Annotated in this window: 20 protein-coding genes; 14 read left to right on the forward strand and 6 right to left on the reverse strand. The window is 37.0% G+C overall.

The window, feature by feature from the left end; genetic code table 11:
- The first annotated feature begins 57 nt into the window (after positions 1 to 57).
- Both recX and DKL56_RS02425 read left to right on the forward strand, forming a co-directional pair.
- Positions 58 to 873 carry a recombination regulator RecX gene (gene recX, locus DKL56_RS02420; protein WP_109715271.1) on the forward strand — a complete coding sequence of 272 codons (816 nt, stop codon included), beginning with the start codon at positions 58 to 60 and terminating at the stop codon, positions 871 to 873.
- Between the two features lie 9 nt (positions 874 to 882).
- Positions 883 to 1,362, forward strand: coding sequence for a hypothetical protein (locus DKL56_RS02425; protein WP_109715272.1), 480 nt, complete (start codon positions 883 to 885; stop codon positions 1,360 to 1,362).
- Positions 1,363 to 1,367: 5 nt separating this feature from the next.
- Here DKL56_RS02425 and DKL56_RS02430 read toward each other — a convergent pair whose 3' ends face one another.
- On the reverse strand, positions 1,368 to 1,829 hold the full coding sequence (locus tag DKL56_RS02430) for a hypothetical protein (protein ID WP_046306424.1): 462 nt from the start codon (positions 1,827 to 1,829) through the stop codon (positions 1,368 to 1,370).
- A gap of 100 nt (positions 1,830 to 1,929) precedes the next feature.
- Here DKL56_RS02430 and DKL56_RS02435 point away from each other — a divergent pair, with 100 nt between their 5' ends.
- Positions 1,930 to 2,799 (forward strand): hemolysin family protein, encoded by an 870-nt coding sequence (locus DKL56_RS02435; protein ID WP_109715273.1) that lies wholly within the window; start codon positions 1,930 to 1,932, stop codon positions 2,797 to 2,799.
- Positions 2,799 to 4,370 carry a peptide chain release factor 3 gene (locus DKL56_RS02440; protein ID WP_109715274.1) on the forward strand — a complete coding sequence of 524 codons (1,572 nt, stop codon included), beginning with the start codon at positions 2,799 to 2,801 and terminating at the stop codon, positions 4,368 to 4,370. The genes DKL56_RS02435 and DKL56_RS02440 overlap by 1 nt, the downstream gene beginning before the upstream one ends.
- Before the next feature lie 39 nt (positions 4,371 to 4,409).
- Here the strand turns inward: DKL56_RS02440 and DKL56_RS02445 are convergent, their stop codons facing one another.
- Both DKL56_RS02445 and DKL56_RS02450 read right to left on the reverse strand, forming a co-directional pair.
- On the reverse strand, positions 4,410 to 4,691 hold the full coding sequence (locus DKL56_RS02445; RefSeq protein WP_046306430.1) for a DUF1827 family protein: 282 nt from the start codon (positions 4,689 to 4,691) through the stop codon (positions 4,410 to 4,412).
- Between the two features lie 125 nt (positions 4,692 to 4,816).
- Positions 4,817 to 7,012, reverse strand: coding sequence for an ATP-dependent Clp protease ATP-binding subunit (locus tag DKL56_RS02450; RefSeq protein WP_109715275.1), 2,196 nt, complete (start codon positions 7,010 to 7,012; stop codon positions 4,817 to 4,819).
- A gap of 179 nt (positions 7,013 to 7,191) precedes the next feature.
- Here DKL56_RS02450 and DKL56_RS02455 point away from each other — a divergent pair, with 179 nt between their 5' ends.
- From DKL56_RS02455 to DKL56_RS02480, 6 genes are all read left to right on the forward strand, one after another.
- The gene (locus DKL56_RS02455) at positions 7,192 to 7,374 is read left to right on the forward strand and encodes a hypothetical protein (protein ID WP_109715276.1); all 183 of its coding nucleotides are present in this window, start codon (positions 7,192 to 7,194) and stop codon (positions 7,372 to 7,374) included.
- 112 nt (positions 7,375 to 7,486) lie between these two features.
- On the forward strand, positions 7,487 to 7,753 hold the full coding sequence (locus tag DKL56_RS02460) for a phosphocarrier protein HPr (RefSeq protein ID WP_046306433.1): 267 nt from the start codon (positions 7,487 to 7,489) through the stop codon (positions 7,751 to 7,753).
- Positions 7,753 to 9,486 carry a phosphoenolpyruvate--protein phosphotransferase gene (gene ptsP / locus DKL56_RS02465; protein WP_074425604.1) on the forward strand — a complete coding sequence of 578 codons (1,734 nt, stop codon included), beginning with the start codon at positions 7,753 to 7,755 and terminating at the stop codon, positions 9,484 to 9,486. The genes DKL56_RS02460 and ptsP overlap by 1 nt, the downstream gene beginning before the upstream one ends.
- Before the next feature lie 208 nt (positions 9,487 to 9,694).
- Positions 9,695 to 10,093, forward strand: a complete 399-nt coding sequence (gene spxA / locus DKL56_RS02470; protein ID WP_074425603.1) for a transcriptional regulator SpxA — start codon at positions 9,695 to 9,697, stop codon at positions 10,091 to 10,093.
- Positions 10,094 to 10,197: 104 nt separating this feature from the next.
- Positions 10,198 to 10,923 carry an adaptor protein MecA gene (locus DKL56_RS02475; RefSeq protein ID WP_109715277.1) on the forward strand — a complete coding sequence of 242 codons (726 nt, stop codon included), beginning with the start codon at positions 10,198 to 10,200 and terminating at the stop codon, positions 10,921 to 10,923.
- Positions 10,924 to 10,978: 55 nt separating this feature from the next.
- Complete coding sequence (locus DKL56_RS02480; protein ID WP_338035263.1) at positions 10,979 to 11,848, forward strand: competence protein CoiA; 870 nt, start codon at positions 10,979 to 10,981, stop codon at positions 11,846 to 11,848.
- Here the strand turns inward: DKL56_RS02480 and DKL56_RS02485 are convergent.
- Positions 11,823 to 12,464: a DsbA family protein gene (locus tag DKL56_RS02485; protein WP_109715279.1), complete on the reverse strand. Its 642-nt coding sequence runs from the start codon at positions 12,462 to 12,464 to the stop codon at positions 11,823 to 11,825. The two genes, DKL56_RS02480 and DKL56_RS02485, sit on opposite strands and share 26 nt — an antisense overlap.
- 71 nt (positions 12,465 to 12,535) lie before the next feature.
- A complete protein-coding gene (locus DKL56_RS02490; protein ID WP_109715280.1) occupies positions 12,536 to 13,159 on the reverse strand; it encodes a CYTH domain-containing protein in 624 nt (207 codons plus the stop codon).
- A gap of 504 nt (positions 13,160 to 13,663) precedes the next feature.
- On the opposite strand from DKL56_RS02490, the gene yjbM reads away from it, so the two are divergent.
- The 3 genes from yjbM to DKL56_RS02505 are packed head-to-tail and all read left to right on the forward strand — an operon-like array spanning position 13,664 to position 15,985.
- Positions 13,664 to 14,293: a GTP diphosphokinase gene (gene yjbM / locus DKL56_RS02495; RefSeq protein WP_109715281.1), complete on the forward strand. Its 630-nt coding sequence runs from the start codon at positions 13,664 to 13,666 to the stop codon at positions 14,291 to 14,293.
- Complete coding sequence (locus DKL56_RS02500; protein WP_109715282.1) at positions 14,293 to 15,099, forward strand: NAD kinase; 807 nt, start codon at positions 14,293 to 14,295, stop codon at positions 15,097 to 15,099. Before yjbM ends, DKL56_RS02500 begins: the two co-directional genes overlap by 1 nt.
- Positions 15,086 to 15,985 carry an RluA family pseudouridine synthase gene (locus DKL56_RS02505; RefSeq protein WP_109715283.1) on the forward strand — a complete coding sequence of 300 codons (900 nt, stop codon included), beginning with the start codon at positions 15,086 to 15,088 and terminating at the stop codon, positions 15,983 to 15,985. Before DKL56_RS02500 ends, DKL56_RS02505 begins: the two co-directional genes overlap by 14 nt.
- Before the next feature lie 27 nt (positions 15,986 to 16,012).
- Here the strand turns inward: DKL56_RS02505 and DKL56_RS02510 are convergent, their stop codons facing one another.
- Positions 16,013 to 17,047, reverse strand: coding sequence for a lactonase family protein (locus DKL56_RS02510; protein WP_109715284.1), 1,035 nt, complete (start codon positions 17,045 to 17,047; stop codon positions 16,013 to 16,015).
- A 161-nt stretch (positions 17,048 to 17,208) separates the two neighbouring features.
- Here DKL56_RS02510 and DKL56_RS02515 point away from each other — a divergent pair, with 161 nt between their 5' ends.
- Positions 17,209 to 19,965: a cation-translocating P-type ATPase gene (locus tag DKL56_RS02515; RefSeq protein ID WP_109715285.1), complete on the forward strand. Its 2,757-nt coding sequence runs from the start codon at positions 17,209 to 17,211 to the stop codon at positions 19,963 to 19,965.
- Positions 19,966 to 20,026 lie beyond the last annotated feature (61 nt).

Genomic DNA, 20,026 nt, shown 5'->3' on the forward strand with positions numbered 1-20,026 from the left:
CAAGAATGAAAGAAATTTGCTAGCATGTAACTATAACCTAGTAGAAAGGTGAGTAAAATGCCAATAATTACTAAAGTAAGCAGTCAAAAACGTCCGGGTCGGTATAATATCTTTTTAGATGGCAAGTATGCTTTTTCCGCCAGTGAGCAAACTGTCGCGGAATTTGTTCTTTTAAAAGGACAAGAGCTGACTGATGAAAAAGTAGATGAGGTCAAGCAATATGATGAAGATGCAAAAGCAACTAATTTAGCATCAAGGTATTTAAATTATGAACCGCGAACGGTTTATGAAGTTTTACAATACTTAAAGGATCATGGAATTGATAATGAACCTGCGCAAGCTGCAGTTAGTCAATTAACCGAAATGGGCTTTTTGGATGATCAAAAGTATGTGGATCTAATAATTAGACAAAATTTGCGAATTGGTACTGATGGGCCAATGACGATCTCACGTAAACTTACGCAAAAGGGGATCGATCCTGAATTAGTCCAAATTGGGTTGGAACGGATTGATGACAGTGAATGGCAAGCTGCGGGACAACGGGTCTTGAAGTCAATGAAAAGTAAAATTGGCAGAATTTCACAACGTGAACTTGAGCGTAAAATGAGGACCAAGTTGATGAGCCACGGCTTTTCTAGCTCAATTGCTGATGAGATAATTGCCGAACTGGATCTTGCGCAAGATGAAAGTGAGCAACTTGATGCTTTGAAAAAACAGGGCGTTAAGGCTTATAAGCGCTTCAGAAGGCTGCCCGAACAAGAGCGCAACAGTAAAATCCGTAATTATCTTTATACACATGGTTTTGCCAGCAATGAAATTGATTCTTTTTTAGCAGGAGAAATTATCCCGCTTGATGAATTAGCAGACTATTAAGGAGTTTTTATGAAAAAGTTACAAGAAAAAAGTACATTTGTTGGTCGTCCTTTTTCCGATCAATTAATGGATGACCAAAGAACATTTTCTAGTTGTAATGTGGAAATGGAACAAGATCAGTTTTTTCAAGCGTTTTTAGCCGAGCATGAATTAACTGATCAACGGGCTAGCATGATCGTTTTCGGTCCAGAAAATTTTATGTACTGGTACGGTGTACTAGTTCCAAATGAAGTAGAAGTTCCTAGTGGTCTAATGAGATTTGTTTTACCTCAAAATGAGGTCGCACTTGAAGAACTTGACCAGCAAAATCTCGCTTTTTTCAGTCAACCACTTAATTCAGTTTTACCGACATTTTTACAAAAAGTTGGTGATGAAGGAATTCAAATGTATGAAAATCCAGGTGATAGCCTAACACCATACTTTGTTCAAACGCTAAATTTAGCGACAAAAAAACTGGCACAGATGTTATATCTGGATGCCAGTGAATAGCTTATTTAATGTTGGTTAGGGTCGATTGATAAATTATCGTATTCAACGTAGGCACCTAAGCAGGTTGAAAGTAACATGACTAACATTACGATTCCTGCCGACTTGCCAACAATCTGATCCAAAGTTAGAAATTGGCGAACAACAAACGTTGCGCCAAAGCAGAGAACAAAGTCCAAAATCATATTGGCTAATTGCAAAAGTGGCCGCCGTCTAATACTGAAAAAACGTAAAAGTTGTTTTAGTAAGCCGTCATCAACTTCCACAGCCAAGAGGTCGACCGGACGTTGAATGGTTGCCTTAATTGCAAACATAATTAGAGCGCCGACAAATGCACCAATTGAGGTTCTGAACAAGTCAGCTGAATGCAGTACTAATGCATCGTAACCGATACCGATGATGGTAAGACTGCAGATGTATGGTATTAGCAATAAAAACGTAAAAACAAGTAAAACATGACTTTTTTTCATTAATAAACCTCATTTCTTACGTGCTATTTTAACATATCCTGTGCGTACATGATATAATGGCACTATTAAACTTCGTATTTTTAGAAAGAGAGAAAAAACTATGGCTAGCGACCCTGATAAGGGGAATTTATTTCAAATTTTCAAGAATAAATTATCCTCTTCAAGTGATGGAGAGACGAAAGAACATTTAACTGAGGAAATAAAGGATCTACACAATCAGAAAAAAGTAAGTGACACTGAATTTTCAATGTTGGATAATGTTTTGGATTTTCAAGGACGGATGGTCCGCGAAGTCATGGTTTCTAGAATCGATGCGTTTATGGTCGATTATGGCGTTAGCTTGCAGGATAACCTTAAAGAAATTTTGCACGAGCCATATTCAAGAATCCCTGTTTACAAGCAGGACAAGGACAAGATTGTGGGTGTCATTCATATCAGGACAGTGCTTAGAAAGGCTTGGGAAAAAGGCTTTGATAAGATTGACTATGAAGATGTCATGAATCCACCGCTATTTGTTCCAGAAACAACTGATTTGGCTGAATTACTAGTTGAAATGCAGCGAACACAGCAGCAATTAGCAATTTTAACCGATGAATATGGTGGAGTTGTTGGTATTGCAACCATTGAAGATTTGATCGAAGAAATTGTTGGTAACATTGACGATGAAGTCGATCACACTGAAGTTTTATTCGAACAAATCGCTCCGAATAAATATGTGATTTACGGGAAAATGCCGCTTGACGAATTTAACGAACAGTTTGGTACTGATCTTGAAATGGAAGACGTTGATACAGTAGCAGGATACGTAATCACTAAATTGGGAATTATTCCTGCCAAAGGAGAAAAATTATCAGTCAAATTAGACAATGGGATGGTTTTGACCACAAGAAGAATGAACAGGTCAAGGTTACTCACGGTCTTGTTGACGATACCAGACAAAGGACAAAAGGAAGAAGAGCAAAGTAATTAATGAGTGATGAACTTAAAAATAAGGTAGAACAGAGAAGAACATTTGCTATCATATCGCACCCTGACGCAGGTAAAACAACGATTACAGAGCAAATGCTTCTTTTTGGTGGCGTTATTCGTAGTGCTGGTACCGTTAAAGCACGTAAAACAGGCCATTATGCAACTAGTGACTGGATGGAAATCGAAAAGCAACGTGGTATTTCCGTTACTAGTTCTGTAATGCAGTTTGAATACGATGGTAAAAGAATCAATATTCTTGATACACCAGGACACGAGGATTTTTCGGAAGACACTTATCGAACATTAATGGCAGTCGATGCAGCGGTCATGGTAATTGACTCAGCTAAAGGTATTGAGCCACAAACGAAAAAGCTGTTCAAAGTTGTCAAGCAACGTGGTATTCCAATCTTCACGTTTATGAACAAGTTGGATCGTGATGGTCGTCCACCACTAGACTTAATTGCGGAATTGGAAGATCTTCTTGGCATCGAAGGAGTTGCGATGAATTGGCCAATTGGTTCCGGCCAAACTTTGCAGGGTCTTTATGATATTGCCAATAATCAAGTTGAGCTTTATCACAAGGACGGTGAAGACCGTTTCTTGCCACTTGATCAAGATGGCAACTTGCCTGAAAGCGAACCATTAAGCCAGAACCCACAATTTAAGGATACTTTAGATGAAATTGAATTAATCAAAGAAGCTGGTAATACTTTTGATTCTGAGAAGATTCTCAGAGGAGACCAGACCCCCGTATTCTTTGGTTCTGCCTTAACTAATTTTGGCGTTGAAACCTTTTTAAAGAGTTTTGTAAAATTGGCTCCAGCTCCACAAGCACACACAGTTAATGATGATGAAGAGCTAAGTCCAGATGACCCGGAATTTTCCGGCTTTGTCTTTAAAATTCAAGCTAATATGAATCCAAATCATCGTGACCGAATTGCTTTTATTAGAATTGGTAGCGGGGAATTTGAAAAGGGCTTAGATGTCACCCTTGCGCGGACTGATAAGCCAATTAGGCTAAATAATGCAACTGAGTTCATGTCTAGTGAACGTGTTCAGGTTTCTGATGCGGTTGCCGGCGATATCGTTGGTCTCTATGATACTGGCAATTTCCAAATAGGTGACAGTATCTATGCTGGTAAAAAGAAAATCGTTTACCCACCATTACCAGAATTTACACCGGAATTGTTTGTGCGTGTAACTGCGAAAAACGTGATGAAGCAAAAATCGTTCCATAAAGGAATGACGCAACTGGTTCAAGAGGGTGCGATCCAGTTATACCGTAACTATCAAACTGATGAATATATTTTGGGTGCCGTTGGTCAACTGCAATTTGAAGTTTTTAAGTTCAGAATGAAGAACGAATATAACTCAGATGTAGAGCTAAATAGTATCGGTCATCGTGTGGCTCGCTGGATTGATCCGGAGCAACTTGATCCTGCTATGTCGAATAGCCGTAACTTATTGGTTAAAGATCGTTATGATCAGCCACTGTTTCTATTTGAAAATCAGTTTGCTGAGCGCTTTTTCCAAGATAAGTATCCGGATGTTAAATTAACTGAGAAATTATAAGCAAACAAAAAAAGGTTGATAAATTTATCAACCTTTTTTCTATTTATCAATATTGATTTCAATTAACTGTTGGTTTTTGTCAAAGGTTATAACGTAGGAAGGATCATCTTCCTTAATTAGTCGCTTAATGACAAATTCAGCTTCTTCTTTACGAATACGACGATCATGATTTTCCAAAGCAATTTCGATTGCTTCATTGCTTTCGGTATAGATGACAGAGGTATTTCCTAATGAATAAACTTTTACATAATTAACGTTAGTCGAATTCAGTTGACTATGAACTAGATCCTTATAACTATTGGTTACATCTATTAAGTGCATGGATTTCACCCGTTTCTTCTAGTAGTTATCTTTTACTTTAGTATAACGCTAATTACAACATTTTTCTTTGCAAAAAAGCAATTATATTGTAATTAATTAAAATTTTATTGCATAAAGCCGAGAGATTAATGATCAATTTCCTCATCAGAAGAATTATTTTCTTCATCGCTAACAACAATCTTTTGGTCCGTAACACTTGCAGTTAAGTTTTTAGCAGTTGGATGATCAAGCTTGTAATCAGCTACTTTATCTTCAATTTCTTCTTGAATAGTTCTGCGAAGTGGACGTGCACCCATAGCAGGGTTGTAGCCTTCCTCAACTAACTTGTTCTTTGCTTCGTCAGTAACAGTAATTTGCATTCCGCGGCTTTTAACCATGTTGTTTACACTGTTAAGCATTAAGTCAACAATCTTAACTAAGTCTTCCTTAGATAGTTCGTTGAAGTCGATTACGTCGTCTAAACGGTTTAAGAATTCAGGTTTAAAGAATTGACTCATTGAAGAACGAGCAGCATCTGGCTCATCACTAGCATTTTCAGCTGTAAAGCCTACGCTAGTTTCCTTAATGCCTTGTCCCGCATTAGATGTCATGATGATGATTGTGTCTTTGAATGAAACAGTACGACCTTGAGAATCAGTTAAGCGACCGTCATCTAGAATTTGTAAGAACAAGTTCATTACAGAAGGATCAGCTTTTTCAATTTCATCTAACAAGATTAAACTGTATGGATTACGACGAACCTGTTCAGTTAATTGACCTGCTTCTTCATAGCCAACGTAGCCAGGCGCAGAACCAATTAATTTAGAAACTGAATAGGATTCCATATATTCTGACATATCAAAACGAATCATGGCATCTTCTGAACCAAACATTTGCTTAGCTAATTGTTTAGCAAGCTCAGTCTTACCAACACCAGTTGGACCAACAAAGAGGAAGGAGCCAATTGGTCGACCGGATTCGTTGAAACCAATTCGGTTACGACGAATAGCACGTGCTACCTTGTCGACAGCCTTATCCTGACCAATTACATGTTCTTTTAAGTTAGAAGCCAAGTTTTGCAGTTGATTTTCTTCTTGTTTTTGTAAGTCACCAACTGGGATACCAGTTTTTTCTTCAACAATCTTATTCATAATCTTGCTGGTAATAACTGGTGATTTATCAGGATCAACCTTTTGGTCTTTTACCTTATTATATTTTTCAATTTGATCACGATAGTAAGCAGCTTTTTCGTAGTCTTCATTTTGCAGTGATTCCTGCTTTAACTTTTCAGCTGCTGCAATTCTTTCCTGCAGTTTTTCTTTGTCAACGTAAGGGATGGTTAAGTTCATTCTTGAACCAGCCTCATCGAGCAAGTCAATGGCCTTATCAGGTAAGAAGCGATCTTGAATATAGCGCTCAGATAATTCAGCAGCTGATTTGATTGCATCATCGGTGTAGTGAACGTGATGATAGTCTTCGTAACGCTTCTGAATGCCTTTTAGAATTTGAATAGTTTCTGCAACTGATGGTTCTTTAACATCAACTGGTTGGAAACGACGTGACAAAGCAGAGTCTTTTTCAATTTCGCGATATTCGTTCAAGGTAGTTGCACCGACTAGTTGCAAGTCACCACGAGCAAGGGCTGGCTTAATAATGTTACCAGCATCCATACCGCCCTCAGCATTTCCGGCGCCAACTATTTCATGAATTTCATCAATAAACAAGATGATGTCGTCATGATCTTGCAGTTCCTTGATCAATTGTTGCATCCGTTGCTCAAATTGACCACGAATTCCAGTTCCTTGAACAAGAGAAACAACATTTAATGAAATAATTCGTTTATCTTGTAATTTTGCAGGTACTGAACCATCAACTATTTGTTGTGCTAATCCTTCGACAACCGCAGTCTTACCAACTCCGGCTTCACCAATTAAGACAGGATTGTTTTTTGTTCTTCTATTTAAAATTTCGATGACACGTGCAATCTCTTTATCGCGACCGATTACGGGGTCAATTTTGCCTTTTTTAGCAAGAGCAGTTAAATCTGTACCGTATTGATCAAGTAGTGAACGGCCTCCACCACCATTATTAGGATTACCATTGTTCATTCCAGGGTTACCTGGGTTATTAGGATTGCCATTCATTGCATTTTCATTATTAAAATTAAAGAGATCGTTAAAGTCGCCAAAGAAACCGTTGTTGTCGTTACTCATGTTAATATTTCCTTGTTGTTTAAGTTCTTGATAACATTGTCCACATAAATTGATTTCGCGGCTTTCTCCATTTACCTTTGCAAAAAGATGAATAGAGGCAGGTCGTTTTTGACAGTTTTGACAGAGCATTACATTACCGCCTTTCTTTTCAATGACTAAATTATATAATTAGCACTCTCAATAATCAAGTGCTAAAACTCGGAATAATATACATTATTATCTATTGAATCCAAATATGCTAAAATAATCACTTGTAAAAGCAAAAATGCTTAATTTTTAGTGTATGTTTTAGAAAAACGGTGGTATATTTGGATTATCAAAAAATTTTAGAGCAGTTAGCAAGTGGTGAATTAGATCATTATGAAGTTGAACCTAAAGATGCATTTGCGTTTCAGGCTGCTTTGAGATCTTTTGGTAAAAGACAGAACATAACTGGTAAGGCCCTACGTGGTGGAAAAATAGTTTACAGGCAATCAACAACGGAACTTTGATGATGTAAACTGTTACATTTATGTTGTCTAATTCACAAAAAAATGATAGTCTAAGTAAGCGAATAGGTAGTTACTACCGGTTTGATTTTTCAATTCAAAGGAGATATTTATAATGGAAAAACGCGATTTTCATGTTATTGCAGAAACAGGTATTCATGCTCGTCCAGCAACTTTGTTAGTACAAGCTGCTTCAAAGTTTGGTTCAGACATCAACTTGGAATACAATGGCAAATCAGTTAACTTGAAGTCAATCATGGGTGTTATGTCACTCGGTGTTGGTAAGAACGCTGACGTTACAATTAGTGCTGATGGTGATGATGAAAAAGATGCAATCAACGCTATTTCAGAAACAATGAAAAAAGAAGGATTAGCTGAATAATGACCAAGACATTAAAAGGAATTGCTGCTAGTGATGGTATTGCTGTAGCACCAGCCTATCTCTTGGTCGAACCAGATCTTTCTTTCACGAAGACAACTGTTTCAGATGTTGACAGTGAATTAACTCGTTACCATGAAGCTATTTCAGTATCAACTGAAGAAGTTGAAAAAATTCGTGATAGTGCCAAAAAGAGTTTAGGTGAAGAAGAAGCTCAAGTTTTTGAAGCTCACTTGATGATTTTGAATGACCCTGAATTTACAGGTGCAATTGAAAATGAAATCAAAGAGCAAAAAATTAACAGTGAAGCTGCACTTGATGAAACCGCTCAAAAGTTCATTACAATTTTTGAAGGCATGACAGATAACGAATATATGCAACAACGTGCTGCTGATGTTCGTGATGTTTCAAAACGAATCATGGCTCACTTATTAGGTAAGGAATTACCTAATCCAGCTTCAATTGATCATGAAGTTGTTGTTGTTGCTCATGACCTTACTCCAAGTGACACTGCTCAATTAAACAAGAAATTTGTTAAGGGCTTTGTTACTGATATCGGTGGTCGTACTGCTCACTCAGCAATCATGGCTCGTTCACTTGAATTACCTGCTGTTGTTGGTACAGATTCAATTACTAAAGACGTTGAAAACGGTCAAACATTAGTTGTTGACGGTTTGAACGGTGATGCAGTAATTGAGCCAACTGATGAACAAGTTGCTGATTACAAAGTTAAGAGTGAAGCATTCCTAAAGCAAAAGGCTGAATGGAAGAAACTCAAGAACGAACCTTCTGTAACTGCTGATGGTAAGCAATTCATTATTGCAGCTAACATTGGTACACCAAATGATATGGAAGGTGTTAATGAGAACGGCGCTGAAGCTATTGGTTTGTATAGAACTGAATTCTTGTACATGGATTCCAAGGACTTCCCAAGTGAAGAAGACCAATTCGAAGCTTATAAAGAAGTTATCGAAGGAATGAATGGCAAGCAAGTTGTCATTAGAACAATGGATATCGGTGGTGACAAGCACTTAGACTACTGGGATCTTCCAGAAGAGATGAACCCATTCTTAGGTGTTCGTGCTATCAGATTGTCATTGCAAAATGAAGAAATCTTCCGTACACAATTACGTGCGCTTTTACGTGCATCAGCATTCGGTAAATTGGGCATCATGTTCCCAATGATCGGTACTTTGGGTGAATTGCGTAAGGCTAAGGCAATTTTGGCTGAAGAAAAAGATAAGTTAGTTAAAAGCGGTGTTAAGGTTGGCGAAGACTTACAAGTTGGAATGATGATTGAAGTTCCTGCTGCTGCAGTTATTGCTGACCAATTCGCTAAAGAAGTTGACTTCTTCTCAATCGGTACCAATGACTTAATCCAATACACAATGGCAGCTGACCGTGGTAATGATAATGTTTCATACCTATACCAACCAGCTAGCCCTTCAGTATTGCGTTTGATCAAGCACACAATTGATGCTGCTCATGAAAATGGCATTTGGTGTGGTATGTGTGGTGAAGCTGCTGGCGACAGCACCATGTTCCCAATTTTGCTTTCAATGGGTCTTGATGAATACTCAATGAGCGCAACTTCAATTTTAAGAATTAGAAGCTTAATGAAGAAGTTAAACACTGAAGATATTAAGGAATTAGCTAATACTGCTTGTTTTGTTTCAGAAACTGCTGAAGAAAACGAAAAATTAGTTGACGACTTAATGAAAAAAGTGAATAATTAAGTTCATAGGTTAACAAAGAGTGCATTAGATATTAATGCACTCTTTTTATATCTTTACTTTTTCTTGAGAAATTCTTCACAGTTTCTTCACTTTTACTCACTATCATAAAATATAGATAGCATAGACACATTACTTATAAAAAGAAAGTAATGTGATATAATACTAGAGGTAACGAATCATTTTTTGATCAGAAGGAGCGTGAAAATATATGGTAAATTTATATATATCTCCAAGTTGTACCTCGTGTCGGAAAGCGAAGGCATGGTTGAAGAAACATGATATTGATTTTAAGGAAAGAAATATTTTTTCTGAACCACTTACTAAAGGGGAACTTATCCAAATTTTGCGGATGACTGAAAACGGTACTGAAGAGATTATCTCTACACGATCCAGAGCATTCCAACAACTTAAAATAAATTTGGATGATCTATCAATTGATCAATTACTAGATATGGTTGAAAAGGACCCAAGTCTTTTAAGAAGACCAATTATTATGGATGATCGTCGTCTTCAAGTTGGTTACAACGAAGACGAGATTAGACGATTCTTGCCTAGAAAAGTTCGTCGACTTGAACTTGAGGAAATGCAAAAAATCGCAGATTTATAATTTGGAATCTTTCAAAAAAAGCGTTAGTTTTAGAACTAACGCTTTTATTTTATGTACAAAATACGCTACAATAGAACAAAGGATCTGATGGAGGTGAATGACTCATGCAAGTAGAACATATTAATGAAAATACTATCCGCGTGAGAATTAACAAATCTGAATTAGCTAAACGTGGTCTGAAAGTTCTAGATTTGCTGGGCGATAAAGGTAAGATCCAACAATTTTTCTATTCAATTTTAGATGAAATTGACACCGACCATTCTTTTAGCCAAGATGCTCCAGTCACTTTTCAAGTAATGCCAAATAATGGTGGACTTGATCTGTTGATCACTAAGGCAACGAATCAGGATCCAGAGAGCTTATCAAAGCTGTTTGAGAAGGATTTTGGTGATATTAAAAACGAAAATACTGATGATGCACGTCGATCTTTCCTTGATTTAGAAGACGATGATGAAGAAGACTTGGATGACGAGGACAGCCAAGACACTGATGAAGCTACAGTTCCAAAAGTTAAAAAATCGTTTTGGAAATTGCAGACAAAACAGGGTTACAGTTTTTCTGATCTTGAATTTGTAGTTGAACTTGCCGATAATTTATTGGCACCAGATCTTTCTTCAAGTCTTTACTATGAACGAAATCGTTTTTACCTTGATTTAGCGTTTGATAATGAAAACTATTCTGAACTTAAACCTGCTGATGCGTGGGCAATTGCTAATGAGTACGGTACCAAGGTAAAGAGTGAAGAAATGGGACGTGTCCGGACAACTGCAAAGTGTCTTATTAAACAGGATGCATTAGAGCAATTACGCCAGACTTTTGCTAAAAAATAAAACTAATTAAAAACGACAGGGTAAAACCTGTCGTTTTTTGCGTACTTCATAATAGGTGATTATTTTGTACGCAGCATTTTTGAATAATGAATTAGTTACTGCCAGAGAAGAAGCAGTAAAAGAAAGTACTAACCCAAAGCAGTTTGCGAGGCGACATTATTTCTGTCCGCGTTGTAAAAGAGAGGTTCAGTTAATTGTAAAAAAGAAGACAGCTTACTTTAAGCACTTGCCACAGGTTATCAATATGGCAGGAGAAAAAGATGAGCATGCGCAAAGCAAGGAACTACTTAAAGATGCCTTGCAAGCGGCTAAATTTAACGCGCAGACGGAAGTATCACTTGCAAATGGTAGATTACGAGCAGATGTGCTAGCAAGTCCTGAGTTGGCTTTTGAGGTGCAATGCGCGCCGCTCAATAAATCAGACTTTATGCACCGACATCTTTTGTATCAACAAATTGGCATTAAGGACATTTGGATTGTAGGAAAAAGGCACTTTCTTCAACATTATCTCAAAAAAACACAACTCATTTTCTTTCGTGAAAACGAGTTGTGGAATAATTATTATTTAGAAGTTAATCCGTATCAAAGGAGTTTACGTTTGAAATATAACGTCAAACTTGAACCACTAACGGATAGGTTACATTTTCAAACTGCTAGTTTTAGTTTGAATTCGATTGGATTAGAAAAGTTATGGTATTTTAAGCCACGCTTGAAAAATTACCAGATTGATTCTAGCGTTCAGAAGAACTATCTAAAAATGCAATTAGCACATAAAAGTATCAATGGACTGCAGATAGGTGCAAAGTTGTACCAAAAACAGATGACGGTTGATGAATTACCACAATGGGTGTTTAGCCAAGTTCGTTCTGTCAATTCAGCTGATAATGCTACAACATACTTTACATCAAACGAAGGTGCTTTCTAGGAAGATAACCATTTTCCACTTGCTTTTGTTCTTCTTCTTGCGGTTCCCTACAGTAACTATTTTTTAACAAAGCAAGCAATTTATCGTGAGCAATTGTGCCTTCAACTAAAAGCCCATTATCGTCGCCACTTTCATTAAAAAAGATTGTTGTAGGAATGGTTTGAATATTAAATTTTCGTGCGAGCTCTTTGTCTTGCTCAATCGAGTCATCAATATATTTATTGATTTTAGAATCACAGATTCGTTTGTAGTTTAGACCTAAATCAACTGCAACTTTTTTAGGCAAATCTTGCGAATAAACATTAAAGTCCTTACTCACAGCTTTTTGCAAGCTAACTAAATAGCAACGTGCTTTTTTGTTACCATATTCAAGCTTAATCGCGTGATAATTACGTAATGCCTGATAAGCAGCCATTGTGTATTCAGGAATATCGTCTATCGTTTGACCGCAAGTTTTTCTTCGAATAATATCGTCTTTGATTACTTTTGAGTTGGTAATAGGAACAAAATGGAAAGAAGAGCTAATATCAAGTTCATCGACAGTTTTCTTAACAGATACTTCGGTATCATAGCAGTACACGCCAATTGGATTAACAAAAAGAAATATCTCAAACATGATCAGGCTCCTCCATAACTTGATTAATCAATACAACTTTACCAAATATCCATCCTTAAAAAAACATACAATTACATTTTACCACGATGACTGAAAGCGCGTGCAATTTTTGCTCGATTTGTATTAGCAGAATTTTGCACTAAACCATACTGTTGTTTAAGCAAACTCAGTGTTGATTCAATTAAAGCAGGATTATCATTTTCTATTTCTAGTTCAAAGTCTTCAAATCCATCAGGATATTTTGTATCGTCAAATGTAAGTTCACAATTTTGTGGTCCTTGAGCAAGAATTCGATGCGTTTTACTGAATGTTTGCAAGCATAAATTCGTTTCGGAACCGAAGTGTTTTTTAAGATAATCACCAACCGAACCAGTAAAAGTAATCTTGCCTTTTTCTTCGGCTTTTTTTAGAAGATTTTGTGCCTTCTCTAGTTTTAAGTCATCATTGATTTCGATTGCTTGATGATAATGATGCTGTATAGGATTTTTCCCCGGTATTTTCAATGTTTGCTCGGCATGATCCTCAAACAAACGTATCCGGCAGCTGATATGTGCTTGCTTTAATAAGCCATTATTAGTGTCGAAGTAGTAGTTTTCTTGCTTAAAATCACTTTTAACAGGAAAACTTGTATATAATTGGGAATACGCTGTTTTGGGCAAAATTATCTTGGCTTCAATTTCATTATTCTCTGACATTAATCTACCCCAATGTACATCAACAAATTAGTTGTAGTAGGTAATCTTACCTTAAAAGGTATCATAGGGAAAATTACAACTAGCAACTTTACCTATCTATATTATAGTCAATTTTTCGCAACTTGATCACATTTATTATAATGCGGCAACGTTTTTCATTCTGAACTACTTTTGCCATAAGAGTCAAAAAATAAGCTTAGCAAAAGTTGTTTTTAAAAAAATGGAGCTACTTAAACTATTGTCATAAAGCAAATGTGAAGAACAGGTAAAAAATTAACGTGAGCAACTTTTTTGACTTTATTTAATAATTTTATCATAATTTTAAAGGATTGTTAAAGAATAACTTTTAAGAAAACTATTTACGGGAAAAGCTAATTAATCGCACTTTTTTGTGCCGTTGTTATTAAAAAAGCAAGCAAGATAATAGCTTCTGTCGCCAATATGAAATTGCTATCATTTGTTTTATGTTAGAATGAAGAAGCAACTAAGAAAGGAAATATTTCAATGAATTTTGACTGGGATACTTTTTTATGGCCTTATACTGAAGCCGTTCGAGAATTAAAAGTAAAATTCCGTTCGCTGCGCCAGAGCTTTTTAACTAAAGGTGAGCACTCGCCAATCGAATTTGTTGTTGGACGCGTGAAAACGGTAGATTCGATTAAAGAAAAAATGAAAAGGCGGGTTATTAGTTCTGATGTAATTGAAACTGATATGCAGGATATTGCGGGCATTAGAATTGTTTGTCAATTTGTTGACGATATTTACAAAGTGGTAGATTTGATTCACGAGCGTGATGACATGGAAGTGTTAGAAGAGCGCGATTATGTCCAAAATGCCAAACCGTCAGGTTATCGTTCTTATCACATGGTAATTTCATATACAGTTTATCTTCCTGAAGGCTCGAAAAAATTGCTGGCTGAAATTCAAATCAGAACCTTAGCAATGAACTTTTGGGCTACCGTAGAACATACGTTAAACTATAAGTATCAAGGTTCATATCCTGAAGATATTTCGCAAAGATTAAAGTCTACGGCTGAAACAGCCTATAAGCTTGATGAAGAAATGTCGCTAATCAAGGATGAAGTACAAGAAGCACAGAAAGTTTTTACCAAAAACAAAGGTAAGGAAAAATAATGAGAATAGCGATTGCTCATAACATCAATGAAGAAACTTTAAAAGTAGTAGCTCATTTAAAAAAGATTCTTGCCACAAAAGAGGGCGTGGTTTTTGACGCAAAATATCCTGATGTAGTGATCACTGTGGGTGGGGATGGCACATTAATAAACGCTTTTCACCGATATGAAAAACAAATCAGTTCGATTCGTTTTATTGGAATTCACACAGGACACTTAGGTTTTTATACTGATTGGCAGGGGCAAGATGTTGATAAAATGGTTGATGCACTCTTTTTGCGTGAACCTGAATCAGCCAAGTATCCGTTATTAGAGGTAGAACTGACAACAGAATCTAATGAACGCAAACATTATTTAGCTTTGAATGAATCTGCTGTTAAACGGGTTTCCCATACACTTGAGGCCAATGTTTATATTGACGGCAAGCTATTTGAAAATTTTCGTGGTGATGGTCTCTGTGTTTCAACGCCAACGGGCTCGACTGCTTATAACAAATCAATTGGTGGGGCAGTAATTCACCCGAAACTAAAGGCGCTGCAGATGACTGAAATTGCATCGATTAATAATCGTGTCTTTAGAACTCTTTCATCTCCAATTGTCATTGCACCTGACCAGTGGATTACGATTGTCCCTAATTCAGATCATTTTGTAATGACGGTTGACGGTAATAGGATTAACATTCATAATGCCAAAAAGATAGACTTTCGAATTTCAAACAAGGAAATTCGGTTTGACCGGTTTGGACATACTCATTTTTGGTCTCGAGTTCAGAGTGCCTTCATTGGGGATAAACATGACACTATTTAAAGTTAAAGTAGAAAATAAAGCTCCCGTAGAATTAGGGGCTTTTTTAATGAAAAACGGGTTTTCAAAAAAGGCTGTTAATGACGCAAAAAACAATGACGGAATGATTTTAGTAAACCATAAACGGCGTTTTACCAATTATCAGTTGCATTTTGGTGACGAAGTGATTTTTGTTCCGGGAAACGAAAGGGAGAATCCATGGCTAAAACCGTCGTACAAGCCTTTAGTGATTGCTAAAGAAACGGAAAACTATTTAGTCATAAATAAACCAGCAGATCTCTTGTCAATTCCTTCAAGATACGATGACAATGCGGTTGTAAATCGTGTTTTGGGTTATTTTGAACAACAAAAATTGCAAGGTGTTAAGCCGCACGTTGTAACCAGGCTTGATCGCGAAACCTCAGGCTTAGTATTGGTTGGTAAAAATGCAATAGCTCATTCGCGTTTTAGTAAACTGGATAAAGATCAGTTTGTTAAAAAGTATCATGCGATTGTCCATGGTAATTTTGCGGAAAATGAATTAAAGGGTGTGATTGATAAACCAATTGGAAAAAAGGGAGACGCGGTCAAGCGAAGTATCACTCCAGACGGCAAACGAGCAATTACAGCTTATCAGGTTCTTAAACAAGAGCCCGGAATTAGTCTAGTTGAACTAAGGCTTTATACTGGACGGACTCATCAAATCAGACTTCATATGCAATCAATTAACCATCCTTTATTTGGAGATCCGCTGTATGGCATAAATGACGAATTTAACCGCCAAGCATTGAACTGCTTTTACTTAGCCTTTCCAGATCCATTTGCATACAACCAACTGGTAGAAATTGAAATTGCGGATCCGGAAGATATGCAAACTTTATGGCAAAATAGCACAAAAAAAGAACTGTAAACAGTTCTTTTTGTTTGGTTAAAAATTTTATTCACTAAAGAGAACACGAGTACCTTCAGGTACGTAAATATCTTTTTGAATTGGAGTAAGGCAACCATTTTCAGCACTACGCTTGTATAAGGTAGCATTGTCAGTGTTTTGGTTGGTTGCTACAACAAATTGCTCACTTGGATCCCAGTTGAAATCACGCGGGAATTCACCAAAGGTAGAAACGCGTTGTTTAAGCTCTAACGTGTGATCTTCTTTAACTGCAAAAACAGTAATTGAGTCGTGACCGCGGTTAGAGACGTAAATGAATTTACCATCATGACTAATTTTAATAGCAGCAGCACCGTTGTGATCAGTGTAATCGTCAGGAATAGTTGAATATGTGGCAATGTTGTTAAAAGTCCAATCTTTTTCATTAAATTGAACCACATTGACCTTACTTGAAAGCTCACCAACGACATAGAAGTAATTTCCATCAGGACTAAAGACGATATGACGTGTACCAAAGCCGGCTTCATTTTGATACTTAGCTAAGTGTTCAAGCTTGTTGTTTTGAAGGCGATAAAAATCAACGCAGTCGTTACCCAAATCGCAACTTACCAGGTTCTGTTCTGGTGTCTCATCAAAAAAGTGTGGGTGAGGCCCGTCAACTTGTTCTGGACGAGGTCCAAGTGTGTCTGCTGTATGTGTGACAGAGTCGATTAGAGTCAGTTGACCATCAGTTGTGTAAGAAAAAACAGCTAAAACACCAGTGTGATAGTTTGCTGTATAAAGTAGGTGCTTTACTGAATCAAGTCCGATGTAAGCTGGTGAAGAACCAGCAGTTAAATAAGAATCTTTTTCTTGATATGCACCATCAACTAACTGGAAAGAACTAATTCCGCCTTTATCACCAGCATTGTTAATTGTGAAAATCAAATCCTGGTCTTGAACAAAGTAAGTAGGACCGCCGATTTTGATCACTTCCTTTGCTGTTCCCAGTTCAACTTTTAAGCCGTTATCAGAATTATAAAGCGGTAATTCGTAAATTCCTGTAGCCTTTTTTTTGGTGTAGCCACCAATTAATAATTTCATTTTTCAGCCTCCATTTAATTTCAGTGATATGAACTAATGAGATAAGTATAACATGACATTTATTTGTAAAAAATTTGCATGATTACATTAGTTTAAAAGTGGTAAAGTATGGTATCGGAATATTCCGATTAAATCACATTTTTATTAAGAGGTACAAATGAATGGACGAAAATAAAATTCGGGAGCTATATGCCCAGAATGATATTTCTGAAGTTTTTACTAATTTACAGTCTTCTACGGACGGTTTGAGTTCCGAAGAAGCTGCTAGTCGATTAGAGAAGTATGGTCCGAATCAAATTCAGAAAGCTAAAGAAGAATCTGAATGGAAGGCCTTTTTTAAAAACTTTATTAGTATGATGGCCATTTTGCTTTGGATTTCAGGCGCGGTTGCCATGTTTAGTGGCACACTGGAATTGGGAATTGCTATTTGGCTAGTTAATATCATCAACGGGTTATTTAGTTTTTGGCAAGAGCGAGCAGCTAAAAAAGCAACGGATGCTTTAAATAATATGCTGCCAACATATGTCGAAGCCATTCGTGATGGCAAAAAGGTCCAAATTGATGCTAAGGAATTAGTTCCTGGGGATGTTTTTGTTTTGCAAGCTGGAAATTCAATTCCAGCTGATGCACGGTTGATTTCTGCAAGTTCAATGCAGGTTGACCAAAGTGCTTTAAACGGTGAGTCTGTTCCTGAATCAAAGACAACCGACTATTCACCTGGAGAGGGCAGTTACGCTGAAACTAACTTAGTATATTCTGGTACTACAGTTGGAGCAGGAACTGCACGCGCGATTGCATTTGCAACGGGAATGAATACCGAGTTTGGTAAAATTGCCAAGCTTACCCAAAAGCAAAACAAGGTCGATAGTCCACTTACACAAGAATTAAACCGACTTACTAAGCAGTTATCAATTATTGCGGTTTCAATCGGAATTGTGTTCATGATTGCAGCAATCGCTTTTGTTAAATACCCATTTGCAAAAGCATTCATTTTCGCTTTAGGAATGATTGTTGCATTCATCCCAGAAGGTCTTTTACCAACTGTTACTCTTAGTCTTGCCCAAGGGGTCAAAAGAATGGCTAAGAAACATGCTTTGGTTAAGGAACTTAATTCTGTAGAGACCTTAGGAGAAACAACCGTCATTTGTTCAGACAAGACGGGAACGTTAACTCAAAACCAAATGACCATTCATTACATTTGGACACTAAAAAATGAATTCCAAGTTACCGGTAATGGTTATGAAAACAATGGTCAGGTGGAATTAAATAAAAAACAACTTTGGTACGAAGAAAATCCTGATTTACATAAGCTGGTTCAAATTGCTTCGCTTGATAACGATACAGCTGTTCAGTCAAGTAAAACCAAGGGCGGCAAACCAAAGATTTTAGGAACACCAACTGAAGCGTCATTAATAATAATGGCGGAAAAAGCGGGTTTTGATCGCCAAAAGGTCTTGGTTAAATACCCACGCTTACGTGAATTACCGTTTGATTCAGACAGAAAGAGAATGTCAACTATCCACCGTTGGAACGACACACAAGACATTATCTTCACTAAAGGTTCATTTAGTGACGTCATTAAACAGTGTGATCAGATTCAAGTTGATGGTAAAGTTCGGCCGCTGACTGAAGATGACCGCAATGTTGCAGATAAGCGTAATGCAGAATATGCTGCTAAAGGGTTACGTAGTATGGCAATGGCCTACAGAATCATTGATTCTAAGGACACTGATATTAATAAGCTAACCATTGAAACTGCCGAAGAACATTTGATATTTGTTGGATTAACCACGATGAGTGATCCGCCACGTCCTGAAATTTACAATGCCGTTAAACGTTGTCATGAAGCAGGAATCAAAATTATCATGGTAACTGGTGACTCCAAGTTGACTGCCAAGACTGTGGCTGTTCAAATTGGTTTAACTTCAGATAAAGCGAGAGTTATTTCCGGTGATGAATTAAACAAGATGAGCGATGATGAACTGCGTGAGGCACTTAAGGGCGAAGTGATTTTTGCTCGAGTTGCACCTGAGCAGAAATATAAAGTTGTTAAAACTTTACAAGAAAATGGCGAAATTGTTGCCTCAACTGGTGATGGTGTTAACGATGCTCCTGCTTTGAAACAGGCTGATATCGGGATTGCGATGGGGATGACTGGTACAGATGTTGCTAAGGATGCGGCCAATATTATCTTGACTGATGATAACTTTGCTTCAATTGTTGCTGCAATTGAAGAAGGCCGTGCAGTTTATAGTAATATCCGTAAGTTCTTGACATATATCTTGACCTCGAATGTTCCGGAAGCTTTTCCATCGATTCTCTTCCTACTTTCTGGTGGTTTGATTCCACTTCCAATGACGGTTATGCAAATTCTAACGGTCGATTTGGGAACAGATATGCTTCCTGCTTTGGGACTCGGTGGTGAACCGGTTGATCCAGATGTGATGAAGCAACCACCACGTAAACGAAGCGAACATCTACTCAACCGAAGTGTAATTATCAAAGCATTTTTATGGTACGGTTTGATTTCAAGCATTATTTCAATTTGTGCTTACTTCTTTGTTAATATGCAAAATGGTTGGCCAAAAGTTGCACTTGCTTCAAGTGGTTCAGTTTATATGCGTGCTACGACAATGGTACTTGGAGCAATTATCTTCTCTCAAATTGCTAATGTGCTAAACTGTCGTACAAATAAGGTATCAATATTCAAAAAAGGTTTATTCAGTAACCGTAATATCTGGTACGGAATTATTTTTGAAATTTTATTGTTCCTTGTTTTAACTGTAACTCCAGGTTTACAACAATTATTTAACACTACAAGATTAATGCCGATTGACTGGCTCTTCTTATTCTGTTTACCAATTCCATTGGTAATCATAGATGAAATTAAAAAATGGTTGTTATATCGTGAAAAATAGCCATCAGACAAATAAAAACCGCTTATATATTAGTTAAGCGGTTTTTGTTATGCTAAAATTA

The sequence above is a fragment of the Lactobacillus apis genome, from assembly GCF_003150935.1.
Lineage (GTDB): Bacteria > Bacillota > Bacilli > Lactobacillales > Lactobacillaceae > Lactobacillus > Lactobacillus apis.